The organism is Bacillus sp. FJAT-29937, assembly GCF_001509555.1.
GTDB lineage: Bacteria > Bacillota > Bacilli > Bacillales > Cytobacillaceae > Cytobacillus.
The window spans coordinates 26,443-42,100 of record NZ_LMAS01000009.1 but is presented as its reverse complement, the minus strand read 5'-3'; the positions used below and the strand labels follow the sequence as shown (position 1 = coordinate 42,100).

The following is a 15,658-nucleotide window of genomic DNA, read 5'->3' as shown; positions in this document are numbered from 1 at the left end:
CCAAATAACAAAGCCCGCCCCAATCGGAACGAGCCTCTCCTTCTTATATGGAACTTGCCCAATCCCTAGGGCGGTCCTCGTCACGGATTTGATCAATCGGGACAAAGACTTCTAAATGACGATAGAGATTCACAAATTCAGCTGGCAGCAATCCGCCGAATTCGCCATCAAGGTTTAGCTGGAGTTTTTCGCTAGACTGCACTTTTATCCGGTTGGCCTGTGTATAAATGACTTGAGGGTCATTGATATGCTCACCGCGGACTGCCAGTGTAGCAATTCGGATAAAATCAGCCAGATTTGTCTTTTTCAAAATTAATAAGGAAAACAAGCCGTCATTAATCGATGAATCTGGAGCAAGCTTTTCAAATCCTCCGACTGAATTGGTTAACCCAACAAGGAAGAGCATCGCCTCTCCTTCAAAAAGCTTTCCGTCATACTCGATGCTCACTTCCGTTGATCGAATGGATGGGAGCATTTCAATCCCTTTTAAATAATAGGCGAGCTGTCCAATCATCGTTTTCAGCTTGCTAGGAACTTCATAGGTAAGCTCTGTCAGCCTGCCCCCGCCGGCAATATTAATAAAATACTTATCATTGATCCGTCCAATGTCGACAGGGATCCTATCACCTTTAACGATGATATCCGCTGCCGCTTCAATATCCCTCGGAATATGAAGAGCCCGTGCAAAATCATTCGTCGTACCCACCGGAATGATTCCGAGCTTCGGCCGGTAAGGTTGTTCTGCTAGTCCGTTCACAACCTCATTGATCGTGCCGTCTCCCCCTGCAGCAACGACAAGATCAAATTTACGCTCAATAGCCATTCGTGCAGCCTTTGTTGCATCTCCTGGTCCTGTTGTTGCATGGCAAGATGTCTCATAACCTGCTATTTCAAGCTTTTGTAGTACTTCCGCCAAATGTTTCTTGAAAATTTCCCGACCGGAAGTTGGATTATAAATAATTCTCGCTCTTTTCATACCCATCATCCTATTAATAAACTTTAAGTTACATTATCCGTTTTCTCATTCAGTTAACATCATATCTAAAAGGCACCAACATATCAATTTTTTACCTTATCTAAAGATTGCACAAAACACATAAAGTGAAACTTCAATCAGTGGGGGGGGCATCGCTCAGGACGTGCTAGTGCACACATCGCATCAGGACATCACGTTCATAGTCTGTCTCATCTCCCACTGATTGTTAGTTGCGGCCCACAGGATGTGGGTCACACAGACGTTGCCACAGGACGTGGCGTTCTTAGTCTGTGTTCCTAAAATCGGGCCTTTACGGGCTGTTGATCCCCCACTTAGAAATTTTGTTTTAGCCCAACTCCTTGTAGTGGGGGTCTTACAGCCCGTTAATCTGCGATAAATCCATTATTCCCAAAATACAAGCTTATTTATCCGGATCTATACTACTAATAGATGCTGAACATTAGAAAAGGATACCCAGATTAACCGGGTACCGTGCATTCGCATAACGGCTAGGTTGATTCCCTACCATTGTATTTTTCCACGCCAACGGGCACCTATCACTCTCTTTGATGCCCTTCCGCCGCTTTTTCCCACGACAACAGGCACAAATGAGATCCTATTCCTCCGATATCCCTATTTTCTTCTCCCTTTTCCCCGTGAGCAGCTTCAAGCCCCCTCCAATGAACAGGATACAGACAACAGCTGTTTGGAAATAGCGCTCGAACCAATAGCGAATATCAAAGTCAATTAAATCCATTAGCATCGGTGACAGAATAGGCAGAAGAATATTTGTTGTTAAATAATACAGGCCAAGGAGCACAAGGCCAATGCCGATCCATTTCTGATGGTTAAATAAGTAGGCAATGATAGGCGTGTCCTCTAGCGGTTCATCTTCGTATTTAGAAGCTTTTTGTAAGCCATCGAAGAAGCTGTAAAACCAGATAATTGGAATTAAGAACAAGAAAATACCTAATCTTAATACGTCTAAAATATATATGGAGAACAGAAACGCTGCCATTAATTGAATTCCGCGGCGCTGTAATCCTAGATATAGATGGCCAGCTCCTGGGAAGACGGAAAATAAAGTAGCGATAGCTTTACTTTTCTTCCCATCCTCTCTTCGGGATTCGAAGTCTTCTAAGATGGTACGGTCTACTAGCTGTTCCCCGCGCTGTTTCTTATTTAATTGCTGAATGGCATCGAAAAATCCGTACACCCAAATGACAGGCAGGATCGCCCAAAAAATTAGGAATTCACTTCTATTGGTCAAGATCGATACAAAAAACACCATAATCGCTAAGCCTATAAAGGCAATTAATAAGGTAATCCCGCGGTTCATTAAACCAAGTTGAAAATGCCCTACACCGGGAATAAAGGATAATAGAATCGTTCGGAACCGTTCATACTCCATTTCACTTGAAGCCGAACCAGATTCGACAGGCTTGACTTCCTTGCTATGCAGCATTCTTGATGCCGAAATCCCTGTATCAACTAGATTGACAAGATAAAAAATCACTCCAATGATAACAATCATAAAAGCAGCATCCCCATCACCATTTGCAACAAGTATAAACGTAATCGCAATGAGGAATATTTCCCCTAACATATAAATTAAGCCCCATAATAATCTCCCTAAATATAACAAACCAACTCCAGGCAAAAATCCTAATAAAAACGCGATAATTGGATTTTTCATTATTTTTTAGCCTCCTTGCTATCTTTATCCAACGAATCCATCCAGGCGAAGGTTTTGTCTACAATTCCTTCTGTTACCGAAGTTCTTTTTTCCTGGAAGCTTGGTGTTTGAACACTTACGGTATATTGTGTAATCGACTGGAAAACGCCAGTTGTCATAAGTAAAATGGTCATGCCTGCTGCGACTGTGTAATGAAATATCGCTGTTTGGTAAAAAGGCCGGCTTTCCTTCCTCTTCTTAACGGCCTTTACTGAAGGAGGATGACTCTCAGCGATCTGCGCCATGATTGAATTTGTAAAGTCAATATCATTCATCATCTCCGGCAATTCGCTTTCCGCCGCCGTCACCGCCTCTAGATATACATCCAAGCATTGGTCACAAGTATATAGATGGTTTTCATACTCCTCGCGGACGTCCTGATCGAATTCATTTTTCACGTAATTCATCCACTCTTCTATTGAATAATGCCTCATGAAAAATCGTCCTCCTTCCAATGCTTCTTCATCCAATTGCGGGCACGGTAAAGCTTCATCTCAATGGTCTTCACTTGAACATTTTGTTCCGCAGCCATTTGCTGATACGTCTTATCAGCTATGTAAAAATCGTAAATGACGTTTCGATAGTTTTCAGGCAGCTCATGGAGCTTTTCACGGACACGGGAAACTTTTTCTCTATGTATAATCTCGTACTCTACACTTTCCCATTGGGTTCCCAACATATCATTTTCCGCCAAGTCTATTATATCTTCTTGGCTCCGATTCTGCTTCCTCTTTACATCAATTGCATGATTGACAGCAATTCTCGTGATCCACGTTTTAAATCCTTGATCTCCATATTGGGAGAGAGAGGTATAAATTTTAATAAAAACTTCTTGTGTGGCATCTTCCGCTTCTTTTTGATTTCTTAATACCGCGTAGATGGTCCGGAACAAATCATTGCGGTACTTTTCAACCAAAAGCCGAAATGCATGGCTATTGCCGCTTTTTACTTTTTGGATAAGAACTTGGTCGCTAATCGCTCTCTCCCCCTTTCTGACAGCTTCCACCTTAATAGACGAAAGCCAGGTGCTCTATCCCTACACCAAAAGGGTAATTTTTTTTAAAAAAATATAATAGCATAGAAAAACGCTTAGAAAATGGCTTTCCCAAGCGTTTTCGAAAAATGTATTTTATTAAAATAGCCAAATATAAATAGCTAATGCAATTAATGAAAGAATCGTCGCTATCACGTAAATAATGCTCAGATTCATTGTATTCCGTTTTGTTGAGTTTCTGTAATTAGGATCGCCTTTAGTAATAAAGATAATAGTAGTAATAATTGCGATAATGGTGGTAACGATCACAAAAAATATGACTCCTGTCATCAAACTCCTGCCCCCTTAAACTATATTTCCCACATAAAAATAGTGAAAATCCCTATATATTAAAGATATCATTTCTTAGCATGTGAAATAAGTGATTTACATCACATCTTCTTTGCCTATCTCAGAAATTTTCGCACAAACAGAAATGAATCCATGGTAAGATAAAGTGAAACTTCAATCAGTGGGGGTTTTCCTTCATCCCCCACTGATTGTTAGTTGAACCAATCGGGCCTTTACGGGCTGTTGATCCCCCACTTTGAATTTTTTTGTTTTACTCAACTTCTTGAAGTGGGGGTCTTACAGCCCGTTAATCTGCGATAAAAATAATTACTTTACCAAATGCTTGGAAATCACACCCACTATTTTCCTAAAAGGATGATATGATGACAATATTATTGTTTGCAGCTGCCTATCTTATCGGGTCCATTCCGACTGCGCTTATTGTTGGAAAGCTAGCTTTTAATATTGATATACGCGAACACGGCAGCAATAATCCAGGTGCCACTAATACATTACGGGTTCTTGGAAAAAAAGCCGCCATCATCGTCTTGCTTATCGATGTTGGAAAAGGGGCTCTTGCCGCTTTCCTTCCTGCTTTAGCTGGGGTAGAAGCGGATTCCTTACTAATTGGGCTCTCTGCTGTTATTGGACATTGCTTTCCAATTTTTGCGGGATTTAGAGGGGGAAAGGCGATTGCCACAACCGCTGGGGTCCTTCTTGTAGCGAATATATGGATGTTTTTGGCTGCTTATTTTGCTTTTTTCTTTATTATCTTTATATCAAAATATGTATATTACGGATCACTAGCAGTCGGACTGACTTTGCTCGTCTATTCTTTCTTCATACCTGGCCGAGAGCATGAACTTATTTTTTCTATTTTTCTATTATTATTGATTTTTCTTCACCGCTCTAATATTCATAATCATTATCATCGGCGTGAGCCAAAAATTAACGATAAAAATTTAAAGAATGATCGCATTCCGCCAAAGAACAATGCAAATCGTGCATAAAAATACTCCATTGCTAGCCGAATATTGGATTACCCTATATTCGGCTTTCTTTGTTAAAAACAATCGTTATGCCCTCGATTTAGGTGCCCCTCTGTATTTTGCTTCACGCAGTTCAAGTGCATATGCCTCTAAATTTGGCAAACCCATTTCCTTTGCTATGGACAGTTCTTTTTCAACATCATATGGAATTCTAACAATCTCAATTGAAAAAGGAGCAGGCTTGTCCGATAAATAGTCTCCGTGAAGAATCGTATAAGTAGCTTGGGGTATATCAAGTGAATTCCCAACACTTCCAGCATTAAATAGTGTCTTTTGAGGTTTCACAGGCTCGATAAGGGCAGCATGAATATCCCCATAGCCAACGACATCTGGGTATTTCCCATTATGATTGATGTTCTCCGTATTCTCAAACATCTCAAGCTTTTCTTCATACGAATCTCTCATCGGAACAACCCGATGGTACACACTTTTCGCGGAAGCATGAAAAAGCCTGACGTATTTGCCGCTCATATAAAAATCATGATGGAACGGCAAGGAACGAAGATAGTTCATAGAATCCTTATCTAACTGGTCCTGATGCCATTTCACCTCTTCTATTTCAACCGGCCTCTGGATAAAGTCATCCCAATTCCCAAGCACAACGACCTCACAGCTTTCTCTAATTCGTTCAACCGATTTTTGTGAGTTTGGTCCTTTTCCAATGAGATCGCCTAAACAGAATATCGTTTGGATCCCTCTGGATTTTATATGATCCATGACTGCCTCAAGTGCAGTTATATTGCCGTGAATATCTGAAATAACCGCTATACTTCCCATCTGCCTGCCCTCCCAACTTTTAGTAATACTTTCTCCATATTTGTTCATATCCCTCTATTTTTTCGAAAGTTGATTTTTTCTGCTGTTGTATATATGGTAAAATAACAACAGGCTTTTTAATGCCATTATTCTATTTAATCAAGGAGAAGGATTATGTCAAAAGTATTTGTATTCGGTCATAAAAACCCTGACACAGATTCCATTTGTTCTGCTATCGCATACGCAGAATTAAAAGCAAAATTAGGAGTAGAGGCAGAACCAATCCGTTTAGGACAAGTAAATGCTGAAACTCAATTTGCGCTCGATACTTTCAAGGTTGAGGCACCGCGTCTTGTTGAAGCCGTAGCTGAGGAAGTTAGTGAAGTCATTCTTGTCGATCACAACGAATTCCAGCAAAGTGCAGAGGATATCCGTGATGTAAGAGTTCTTGAAGTCATTGACCATCACCGCATCGCCAACTTTGAAACGAGCGACCCTCTTTATTACCGTGCAGAGCCAGTCGGCTGTACTGCGACCATTTTAAAGAAAATCTATAAGGAAAATGCTGTGGAAATTAGTAAAGAAACAGCAGGTTTAATGCTTTCAGCGATTATTTCAGATTCTTTATTGTTCAAATCTCCTACTTGCACAGAGGAAGATGTGGCTGCAGCACGCGAGCTGGCAGAAATTGCTGGAGTAAACGCAGAGGAATACGGTTTAGCAATGCTTAAGGCAGGTGCAGACCTGAGTGAAAAAACGATTGATGAATTAGTCTCTCTAGATGCTAAAGAATTCCAAATGGGCAGCTACAAAACGGAAATTGCTCAAGTAAATGCTGTCGATTTAAATGACGTTCTAAGCCGCCAGGACGAGCTTGAAGCAAAGCTATCCGAAGTGGTGAAAAGCAAGGAATTAGATTTATTCCTTTTTGTTCTTACTGACATTTTAAACAATGATTCCGTTGCCATCGCGGTTGGAAACGAAACGAAAGCAGTGGAAGAGGCTTATAACGTAAAGCTTGAAAATAACCGCGCCCTATTAAAAGGCGTTGTTTCCCGTAAGAAACAAATCGTTCCGGGACTTACAAGAGCTTTAACTGAAAAATAATCATGGCGCAAAAAAAGGAGAAACATCATTGTTCCTCCTTTTTTCTATGCTTTATAATTCCAAGTATTCTTTCGTAAGCTTATCCATTAATTCCTTTACAGTTGTTTCTGTTGCTAGACGCAACCCTTGGCCTGCCCATAAGGACATATACTCCCGGTTATTTAATTTAGCAGCCTGTTTTCTTATCGGACCTGTTAAATCATTCTGCAAGGGAAAAGGAAGAATGCCGATCGATTGACCTTCCATTTCCTTTATAAAGTGATTGCGAATGCCCCTAGCCAATTTTCCGGAAAAAGCCTTCGTTAAAGTGGTTTGCTCCTCGGTCGCATTTAATATGGCTTCTTTGTAAATAGAATGTGCTCCACTTTCTTTACATGTTAAAAAAGCAGTGCCAAGCTGGACAACCTTTGCCCCAAGAACGAAAGCTGCAGCCATTCCTCTTGCATCCATAATTCCACCAGCCGCAATAACAGGCAATTTAATAGCATCTGCAATTTGTGGAATTAGTGCCATTGAACCAATTAACCCGCTGCCTTCTTCATGAAAGGTCCCCCTGTGGCCGCCTGCCTCACTTCCCTGGGCAACAATCATATCGACACCAGATGCTTCGAGCTCCAAAGCCTCATTCACATTCGTAGCAGTTCCGATTACAATCGTTCCCTGTTTCTTTAAATCCTTAATGACGATTTCATCAGGAATGCCAAAAGTAAAGCTGCAGATCGGAACCCTTGTACTTAGGATGACCTCTAATTGCTGTTCAAAGAGAGCTTGATGATCTTTATCTAACTGGGAATTGCTTTTCTCTATTCCCAAATCAGCTTGAACCTTTTTTAAGACATTTACAGCTTGAGCAAACGCTGCCTCTGTGGAAAAAACCTGATGATTAGGTACAAACAAATTTACTCCAAACGGCTTACCTGTTAACGATCTAATCTCTTTAATCGCCGCGTTCATTTCTTCCGGAAGCATATAACCTGCACCAAGATTGCCGAGCCCGCCGCAGTTTGATGTCTCGCTGATTAACGCTGGTGTTGTAATTCCGCCCGCCATTGGAGCCTGAAAAATCGGATAAGAGATGCCAAGCCTTTCAGTTACCTCATTTTGCATTCTTTTCACGACAAGCACATCCTTTAGAATTACTTACTTTGTTCAGCCAATCGGTCAATAATACTTTCTGCTACGATATGCCCTAGTGACGTGTCTTCCACATAGGAATCTTTAAAGCTTTTATATAATGCCATTTGCTTCTCTTTAAATTCTGGATCATCCTGAGAAGGAAGCTGACTGCGCCCACGGTCCACCATTTCCTGAATCTGTTTCGCTCTAGGACCCCAAACAGCCTGCTCTTCCCCATCCTTATCGATAAAAACAAAAATCGGAATAGCTCTTGATGTTCCATTTGTTAAATATTGATCCATTAATTCTAGGTTTTGGTCCCTTAAAATGAATCTGACTTCCATTCCTATTTCCGCAGCAATTTTTAATAAGACTGGGTTATTTAAAAGTGCATCTCCACACCAGTCCTCGGTTAATACAATTGCTTTTAATCCTTTATCTTTAAAAGGAGCCAGTCTTTCTTTTTCGGCATCTGATAGTGAAAATTTCTCAAGAATAAGGTTCGTTTCCTCCTGGTTAACCGTCATTCCTGTTATGTACTGATCTGCTGTTAAACCTTTTTCAAACCATTGATTTAAGCTCATTATAGCCCTCCTATTGTTTCGAAGTCATTCTTACTTATTATTACATATCCCTTCCGTGAAAGTGAAATGGATAGACTTGCTTTCATTTTTTGTCGCTATATGAAAATTAACAAGTCTTTTCCTGGGAAATACACTTGAATTATGTCGATGATTTAGGATAAAAAGTCGAAAAGCTGATGGAAATTAATCCACCAGCTTTTTCATCTTATCTTTTCTTTAATTCCTCTAACAATAACTTATTGACTAATGGAGGATTTGCTTGTCCTTTCGTGGCCTTCATAATTTGTCCAACAAAGAAACCAAGCGCTTTGTCTTTTCCATTTTTATAATCATCAATGATTTTCGGATTATTATCCAATACTTCAGAGATGATTTTTAGGAGTGCTCCTTCGTCTGAGATTTGAACTAATCCTTTCGCTTTCACGATTTGTTCAGCATCTCCGCCGTTTTCAATTAATTCCTTGAAAACAGTCTTCGCAATTTTTGAAGAGATTGTGCCGTTTTCAATCAGCTTGATCATGCCGGCCAGCCCTTCTGGAGTTAAAGCTGTATCTGCAAGCTCTTTTTGTTCTGCCTTTAAATAAGCTGAGACATCACCCATGATCCAGTTGGATGCTTGCTTTGGATCTGCACCAGCATTTACTGTTGCCTCGAAAAAGTCAGCTGATTCCTTAACGACAGTTAATACAGCTGCATCATAGACAGGTAATCCAAGCTCTTCGATATAACGTTTTTGTCGCTGATCTGGAAGCTCAGGAATTTCAGCGCGGATCCGCTCTTTCCATTCATCATCAATATGAACATCGATTAAATCCGGATCAGGGAAATAACGATAATCGTCTGCTCCCTCTTTCACACGCATAAGGATAGTCGTATTTGTCGCTTCATCATATCTGCGCGTTTCTTGATTAATCACTCCGCCTGAACGTACGACTTCCTCTTGGCGGCTAACTTCATATTCAATCCCTTTACGAATGAAGTTAAAAGAGTTCAAGTTCTTCAGCTCTGTTTTCGTTCCGAATTCTTCCTGTCCAACTGGGCGAATCGAAATATTTGCATCACAACGAAGAGAACCTTCCTCCATTTTACAATCAGAAACACCTGTGTATTGAATAATGGACTTTAATTTTTCAAGATAAGCGTAAGCTTCGTTAGCTGTACGAATATCTGGCTCGGAAACGATCTCAATGAGCGGAGTGCCCGCACGGTTGAAATCACATAATGAATATCCATTTCCATGAGTTAGCTTTCCCGCATCCTCTTCTAAATGAATACGAGTAATCCCGATTCTTTTCTTATAGCCATCTACTTCAATATCAATCCAGCCATGCTCCCCAATTGGCTTATCAAGTTGAGAGATTTGGTAGGCTTTCGGGTTATCCGGATAAAAATAGTTCTTCCGGTCAAATGTCGTAACCGGAGCAATTTCGCAGTTAAGAGCTAACGCCGCCTTCATCCCAAATTCAACTACTTTCTTATTTAGGACAGGCAGAACCCCTGGATACCCAAGGTCAATGACCGTTGTATTCGTATTCGGTTCAGCTCCAAAGTGATTCGGGCTAGCCGAGAAGATTTTTGAATCTGTTTTTAATTCAACATGTACTTCAAGTCCTATAACCGTTCCAAATTCCATTAAATTTCCCCCCTTACAGCGTTGGTTTTTGTTTATGATAATCTGTTGCCTGTTCGAAGGCATGTGCCACACGATAAACAGTGCTCTCATCAAAATGCTTGCCAATGATTTGCAGCCCTAACGGCAGGCCGTTATCAAATCCACACGGAATTGAAATTCCTGGCACACCCGCTAAGTTGACTGGGATAGTCAAAATATCGTTTGCATACATCTCTAGTGGATCATCAATTTTCTCACCTATTTTGAAAGCTGGTTTTGGTGACGTTGGACCAATAATGACATCATATTTATTTAATACATCATCAAAATCATTCTTGATCAGTGTACGTACTTTTTGAGCTTTTTTATAATAAGCATCATAGTAACCGGAGCTTAATGCAAAGGTTCCAAGCATAATACGGAGTTTCACTTCATCACCGAAACCTTCCGCACGTGTCTTTTTATAAAGATCAAGCAAGTTTTCCGGGTTCTCCGTTCTGTACCCATATCGAACTCCGTCAAATCTCGCAAGGTTCGCTGAAGCCTCAGAAGAAGATAATAAATAATAAGCTGCTAATGCATATTTGGAATGAGGAAGGGAAACTTCTTCCCATGTAGCGCCAAGCTTTTCAAGGACTTTTAAGGAATCTAATACAGATTGGCGTGCTGTTTCTCCTACACCTTCACCTAAATATTCCTTTGGTACAGCAATCCTTAACCCTTTAATGTCTCCAGTTAATGACTCTACAAAATTAGGAACTTCAATGTTCGCAGAAGTTGAATCCATTTGATCTAGTCCAGAAATCGCCTGCAATAAATAGGCATTGTCTTCAACCGTGCGCGTTATCGGACCAACCTGATCAAATGATGAAGCAAAGGCGACAACGCCAAAACGGGACACACGGCCATATGTCGGCTTCATCCCAACAACCCCACAAAAAGCAGCAGGCTGTCTAATGGATCCGCCTGTATCTGTTCCTAAAGAAAACAAAACTTCGCCAGAGGCAACAGCTGCAGCAGAGCCGCCTGAAGATCCGCCTGGAACCACGTCTAAATTCCAAGGATTTCGAGTTTTCATGAAAGCAGAATGCTCAGTAGTGGATCCCATCGCAAATTCATCCATATTTAATTTCCCAATGGTAATCGTTTCTGCATGATGTAATTTATTCACAACTGTTGCATCATAGATTGGATCAAAGTTTTCTAACATTTTACTTGCACTTGTTGTACGCAAGCCTTTCGTGACGATATTGTCCTTCAAGCCAATCGGCATTCCAAATAGGAGCCCCTTTGATTCATCCGTGCCTAATTTTTCATCTAGTTTACGCGCTTTTTCACGAGCATTTTCTTCATCTAATGTGATAAAGGCCTGTACCTTATCATCAACTGCGCTAATACGCTTATAGGATTCATCAACAAGATCAGTAACCGAAACTTCTTTTTTATGTAAAAGCTCATGCAGCTCTGATACTTTATGATCAAATAAACTCATCGTATTTCCCCCCTTACTCGATAATGGACGGCACTTTCACTTGCCCATCCTGATGATCTGGTGCATTTTTTAGAACCTCTGCTTGCGGTAAGCCTTCTTGAGGGATATCCTCTCTCATCACATTTTTCATATCTAACACGTGAGAAGTCGGTTCCACATTGTCTGTATCCAATTCATTTAGCTGTTCGGCAAAGGTAATCATTGAACCCAGCTGTTTTGAGAACATCTCAGCTTCTTCATCTGTTATGGCCAACCTTGCTAAGTTTGCCACATGTTTTACTTGTTCGGTTGAAATTTTAGACATTTATCGACACCTCCAAAAGTGTAATTCCATAGACACAATAATATAGATAATATCAAACTTTCACACGTTAAAGCAATATTTTCGGGGCGTATATTTGACTTGTACCTCTGCCATTTTATCATGAGTTTTGACAATTCGCATTGGCGAAAACAGAAATGTTTGTCATTTTTGGCGTGGATGGACTTTTTGAGGGAGGTGGGAGGATGAAATGTCCGTCCAGGAGGTGTGGACGGACTTTTGGAGCGAGATACCAACGCGAAATGTCCGTCCAGGGGGCGTGGACGGACTTTTGGACATAATGGAACCTTGAAAAGTCCGTCAGTAGGCTAGCAACGGATATTTCATCGGCTATCACTCTTATCTTCTCCTTGAAAACAACGAAAAGAATCCCTTTTTCTTTTTAGGCGCTTTTTTGATTGGCACTTCTTTTTTTACATATATCTCCTCTTTATCAATCGCATAGTCATGGGCCAGAGCTAAGCCAATTTCTGAATTATAATCCTTATTAGTCACCATCGTGTATTCTACCTTATATTTTGAAGCTAGTTTTGTATACTTTGAAAGTTCTTCATAATTCATATTTCCGTTTAAGTAAAGATGCGCTTTTCCATTATTTTTTAGCGCCTTTTCAACTTGAGGATAGATGCCGTCTTCTCTAATTTGGGATTGTGTGAGGGCAATCACGATACGCTCTCGCAAAGTTCCAAGGAATTTCCTTCGTTCATCAGGCTTTGTTTGCTTTTGGCCATGGATTCCCTGGAGGATATAATCATCGATATTATTAGACAAAGTAAAACCTCCTGTTGTTTTTTCTGGAACAGCCGCCAATAAGTTCATTGTATATAGATTTTAAAAGAAGGGCTATTATTATGTATGTTTTATTGTACCAAGAGGTGCCAGCTTTGAAAAATCACATGACAAAAAAGTCCCCCCTTCACAAAGAAGAGAGGAGAAAATGGGAGAAAAATTGGTCAAAAATCACGATAGAATGATGGATAAACGAAAAAGCATACTACCTAAATCATCAAACTTCCTGTTTTGCAGATGTAAACTGCTCCTCCTCCGTTGAGCCCTTTAAGGCGGTTGTGGAAGAAGTTCCACCTGTAATCGTCATTGAAACTTGATCGAAATATCCGGTTCCCACCTCCCTTTGATGTCTAGTAGCTGTATAGCCATGCACCTCGCTTGCAAATTCAGCCTCCTGTAATTCGGAGTAAGCAGCCATGCCACGGTCTCTGTAGCCGCGAGCCAATTCAAACATGCCGTGGTTTAAGGCATGGAAGCCAGCCAGGGTAACGAATTGGAATTTGTAGCCCATTTTTCCAAGCTCAATCTGGAACTTCGCAATCGTTTCATCATCAAGCTTGCTCTTCCAATTGAATGATGGAGAACAGTTATAGGCAAGCATTTTGCCAGGAAATTTTTCATGAATGGCTTCAGCAAAGCGCTTTGCCTCATCCAGATTAGGCTCGGCCGTTTCGCACCAGACAAGGTCCGCATATGGGGCATAGGCTAATCCTCTGGCAATAGCTTGGTCAAGACCTGCTTTCGTTCGGAAAAATCCTTCAGGTGTTCGCTCTCCAGTAATGAAAGGTGCATCATATGAATCTACATCACTAGTAATTAAATCCGCCGCATTTGCGTCTGTTCTAGCAACTACTAGAGTCGGCACACCCATCACATCTGCAGCTAATCTAGCAGCAATTAGGTTTTTGACGGCGGTCTGTGTCGGTAATAAAACCTTTCCTCCAAGATGTCCGCACTTTTTCTCAGAAGAGAGCTGATCCTCAAAATGGACGCCTGCTGCTCCGGCTTCAATCATCCCTTTCATTAATTCAAACACATTCAACTGACCGCCAAACCCAGCCTCCGCATCAGCCACAATCGGAGCGAACCAGTCAATGGATGAATCCCCTTCCATATGATGAATTTGATCTGCACGCTGCAGTGCCTGATTAATTCTCTTGACTACACTTGGAACACTATTTGCTGGATACAGGCTTTGATCAGGGTACATATGACCGGAAAGATTGGCATCTGCCGCTACTTGCCAGCCGCTTAAATAGATGGCTTTCAATCCTGCTTTCACCTGCTGAACGGCCTGATTTCCTGTCAATGCTCCTAACGCATGAACAAAATCCTCCTCATTCACAAGCTTCCAAAGCTTTTCGGCTCCTCTTCGTGCCAATGTATATTCAATGTCGATGGATCCCCTTAATTTAATGACTTCTTCTGCAGAATACGGTCTTTCAATCCCCTTCCAGCGTGCATCCATCTCCCAGCTTTCCTGCAATTGCTTCACTCTTGAATTAGTCATTTGTTTACTCCTCCTTTAATATGTTTGATGAAATTCAAATTTTGTTATATCACAATTTGTAATCTACATTTTGTATTATATAACAGATGTTTTAGAAATGGAACCCCATTTTTATAATTTTTAGAAAATTACAATTGATACTTCGATGACTACTGTGTTGCTTTTACCAGCGGAAGTCTTTTGGGCATTGAAACGAGGAATGGAACGGAGGTGCTTTTACCGGCAACTGACTTTTTAACCTCAAACGGGCAATGGGATGGCGGTGCTTTTACCGGCAATTGCTGTTTTCACCTCGTACCGGCAATGGAACGGTGGTGCTTTTACCGGTAACTGCTGTTTCCAACTCGTACGGGCAATGGGACAGCGATGCTTTTACCGATTACTGCCTTTCGGAACATGAATGGGGAAGAGATTATAGAATAATACCCCTTAATATCTTCCTAGGTAAAAAAACGAAAAAAAAGAGCGATCTGTCCAATGACAAATCACTCTTTTAACATTAAAACATTTCAGAAGTTGTTTTTGCTTGCATGTGAAGAAGCAGATAATCAGGTCCGCCTGCTTTAGAGTCCGTTCCTGACATGTTGAATCCGCCGAATGGCTGGTAGCCTACAATGGCACCTGTACAGCCGCGGTTAAAGTATAGGTTTCCAACATGGAAATCTTCACGTGCTTTTTCTTGGTTCATACGGTTATTTGTAATAACTGCTCCAGTTAAGCCGTATTCTGTGTTGTTAGCAATATCAATCGCTTCATCGAAATCTTTAGCTTTTGTAAAGCCGACAACTGGTCCAAAGATTTCTTCTTTCATGATGCGAGATTCTGGTGAAAGGTCAGCGAATACAGTTGGTTTGATGAAGTAGCCTTTTGAATCGTCTCCTTCTCCGCCTGTCATTAGCTTTCCTTCTTGCTTTCCAATTTCAATGTAGCTCATGATTTTGTTGTAAGCACTTTGGTCAATTACTGTTGCCATATAGTTGTTTGGATCTGTTGGATCGCCTTGTGTTAATTCGTTTGTCAATTCAACAACACGGTTTAAAACTTGATCGTAAACATCTTCCACAACTACTGCACGAGAACATGCAGAACATTTTTGCCCGGAGAATCCGAACGCTGAAGCAACGATTGATGTTGCAGCTAGTTCAAGATCTGCTTCTTTATCGACAACAATCGTATCTTTTCCGCCCATTTCTGCGATTAAACGCTTCATCCAAATTTGGCCTTCATTCAGCTTAGATGCACGTTCGAAAATACGCAGACCAACATCACGAGAGCCTGTGAAGCTG

16 protein-coding genes are annotated in these 15,658 nt (G+C 41.0%); 2 read left to right on the top strand and 14 right to left on the bottom strand.

All coding sequences use genetic code 11. The features are described 5' to 3' along the window. Window positions 1-43: 43 nt before the first annotated feature. The 5 genes from AR328_RS17790 to AR328_RS17770 all read right to left on the bottom strand — a co-directional run bounded on the left by AR328_RS17790 (window position 44) and on the right by AR328_RS17770 (window position 4,038). Window positions 44-976, bottom strand: a complete 933-nt coding sequence (locus AR328_RS17790) for a diacylglycerol kinase (RefSeq protein WP_066299090.1) — start codon at window positions 974-976, stop codon at window positions 44-46. Window positions 977-1,592: 616 nt separating this feature from the next. Continuing rightward, window positions 1,593-2,675, bottom strand: coding sequence for a hypothetical protein (locus AR328_RS17785; protein ID WP_066299089.1), 1,083 nt, complete (start codon window positions 2,673-2,675; stop codon window positions 1,593-1,595). After that, the gene (locus AR328_RS17780) at window positions 2,672-3,145 is read right to left on the bottom strand and encodes a hypothetical protein (RefSeq protein ID WP_066299087.1); all 474 of its coding nucleotides are present in this window, start codon (window positions 3,143-3,145) and stop codon (window positions 2,672-2,674) included. Before AR328_RS17780 ends, AR328_RS17785 begins: the two co-directional genes overlap by 4 nt. Next, window positions 3,142-3,717, bottom strand: coding sequence for an RNA polymerase sigma factor (locus AR328_RS17775; protein WP_066299086.1), 576 nt, complete (start codon window positions 3,715-3,717; stop codon window positions 3,142-3,144). Before AR328_RS17775 ends, AR328_RS17780 begins: the two co-directional genes overlap by 4 nt. Before the next feature lie 126 nt (window positions 3,718-3,843). Next, window positions 3,844-4,038 carry a hypothetical protein gene (locus tag AR328_RS17770; protein WP_156422744.1) on the bottom strand — a complete coding sequence of 65 codons (195 nt, stop codon included), beginning with the start codon at window positions 4,036-4,038 and terminating at the stop codon, window positions 3,844-3,846. A 380-nt stretch (window positions 4,039-4,418) separates the two neighbouring features. Between AR328_RS17770 and plsY the strand changes: the two genes are divergently transcribed. Next, on the top strand, window positions 4,419-5,045 hold the full coding sequence (gene plsY / locus AR328_RS17765; protein WP_066299077.1) for a glycerol-3-phosphate 1-O-acyltransferase PlsY: 627 nt from the start codon (window positions 4,419-4,421) through the stop codon (window positions 5,043-5,045). A 66-nt stretch (window positions 5,046-5,111) separates the two neighbouring features. Here the strand turns inward: plsY and AR328_RS17760 are convergent, their stop codons facing one another. Beyond that, window positions 5,112-5,861, bottom strand: coding sequence for a metallophosphoesterase family protein (locus AR328_RS17760; RefSeq protein WP_066299074.1), 750 nt, complete (start codon window positions 5,859-5,861; stop codon window positions 5,112-5,114). 153 nt (window positions 5,862-6,014) lie between these two features. Here AR328_RS17760 and AR328_RS17755 point away from each other — a divergent pair, with 153 nt between their 5' ends. Then, complete coding sequence (locus AR328_RS17755; RefSeq protein WP_066299073.1) at window positions 6,015-6,947, top strand: manganese-dependent inorganic pyrophosphatase; 933 nt, start codon at window positions 6,015-6,017, stop codon at window positions 6,945-6,947. Between the two features lie 51 nt (window positions 6,948-6,998). Here the strand turns inward: AR328_RS17755 and AR328_RS17750 are convergent, their stop codons facing one another. From AR328_RS17750 to AR328_RS22365, 8 genes are all read right to left on the bottom strand, one after another. Then, complete coding sequence (locus tag AR328_RS17750; protein ID WP_066299407.1) at window positions 6,999-8,054, bottom strand: NAD(P)H-dependent flavin oxidoreductase; 1,056 nt, start codon at window positions 8,052-8,054, stop codon at window positions 6,999-7,001. Between the two features lie 29 nt (window positions 8,055-8,083). Then, complete coding sequence (locus AR328_RS17745) at window positions 8,084-8,647, bottom strand: thioredoxin family protein (protein WP_066299071.1); 564 nt, start codon at window positions 8,645-8,647, stop codon at window positions 8,084-8,086. A 205-nt stretch (window positions 8,648-8,852) separates the two neighbouring features. Next, entirely contained in the window at window positions 8,853-10,280 is a 1,428-nt protein-coding gene (gene gatB / locus AR328_RS17740; RefSeq protein WP_066299064.1) for an Asp-tRNA(Asn)/Glu-tRNA(Gln) amidotransferase subunit GatB, read from the bottom strand. 13 nt (window positions 10,281-10,293) lie between these two features. Further along, a complete protein-coding gene (gene gatA, locus AR328_RS17735) occupies window positions 10,294-11,751 on the bottom strand; it encodes an Asp-tRNA(Asn)/Glu-tRNA(Gln) amidotransferase subunit GatA (protein WP_066299062.1) in 1,458 nt (485 codons plus the stop codon). Between the two features lie 13 nt (window positions 11,752-11,764). Beyond that, entirely contained in the window at window positions 11,765-12,055 is a 291-nt protein-coding gene (gene gatC / locus AR328_RS17730; protein ID WP_066299060.1) for an Asp-tRNA(Asn)/Glu-tRNA(Gln) amidotransferase subunit GatC, read from the bottom strand. A 357-nt stretch (window positions 12,056-12,412) separates the two neighbouring features. Continuing rightward, entirely contained in the window at window positions 12,413-12,844 is a 432-nt protein-coding gene (locus tag AR328_RS17725; protein ID WP_066299052.1) for a YueI family protein, read from the bottom strand. Window positions 12,845-13,079: 235 nt separating this feature from the next. Next, the gene (gene aceA / locus AR328_RS17720; protein ID WP_066299050.1) at window positions 13,080-14,372 is read right to left on the bottom strand and encodes an isocitrate lyase; all 1,293 of its coding nucleotides are present in this window, start codon (window positions 14,370-14,372) and stop codon (window positions 13,080-13,082) included. 499 nt (window positions 14,373-14,871) lie between these two features. Continuing rightward, on the bottom strand, window positions 14,872-15,658 hold a 787-nt coding region (locus AR328_RS22365), incomplete at its 5' end, for an aldehyde dehydrogenase family protein (RefSeq protein WP_156422750.1).

What these genes read in the sequence shown, in the direction of transcription:
- plsY (WP_066299077.1), top strand. Translation starts at nt 4,419, where the DNA reads ATGACAATATTATTGTTTGCAGCTGCCTATCTTATCGGGTCCATTCCG.
- AR328_RS17755 (WP_066299073.1), top strand. Translation starts at nt 6,015, where the DNA reads ATGTCAAAAGTATTTGTATTCGGTCATAAAAACCCTGACACAGATTCC.
- gatA (WP_066299062.1), bottom strand. Translation starts at nt 11,751, where the DNA reads ATGAGTTTATTTGATCATAAAGTATCAGAGCTGCATGAGCTTTTACAT.
- gatB (WP_066299064.1), bottom strand. Translation starts at nt 10,280, where the DNA reads ATGGAATTTGGAACGGTTATAGGACTTGAAGTACATGTTGAATTAAAA.
- AR328_RS17760 (WP_066299074.1), bottom strand. Translation starts at nt 5,861, where the DNA reads ATGGGAAGTATAGCGGTTATTTCAGATATTCACGGCAATATAACTGCA.
- AR328_RS17750 (WP_066299407.1), bottom strand. Translation starts at nt 8,054, where the DNA reads ATGCAAAATGAGGTAACTGAAAGGCTTGGCATCTCTTATCCGATTTTT.
- AR328_RS17790 (WP_066299090.1), bottom strand. Translation starts at nt 976, where the DNA reads ATGAAAAGAGCGAGAATTATTTATAATCCAACTTCCGGTCGGGAAATT.
- aceA (WP_066299050.1), bottom strand. Translation starts at nt 14,372, where the DNA reads ATGACTAATTCAAGAGTGAAGCAATTGCAGGAAAGCTGGGAGATGGAT.
- AR328_RS17745 (WP_066299071.1), bottom strand. Translation starts at nt 8,647, where the DNA reads ATGAGCTTAAATCAATGGTTTGAAAAAGGTTTAACAGCAGATCAGTAC.
- gatC (WP_066299060.1), bottom strand. Translation starts at nt 12,055, where the DNA reads ATGTCTAAAATTTCAACCGAACAAGTAAAACATGTGGCAAACTTAGCA.
- AR328_RS17780 (WP_066299087.1), bottom strand. Translation starts at nt 3,145, where the DNA reads ATGAGGCATTATTCAATAGAAGAGTGGATGAATTACGTGAAAAATGAA.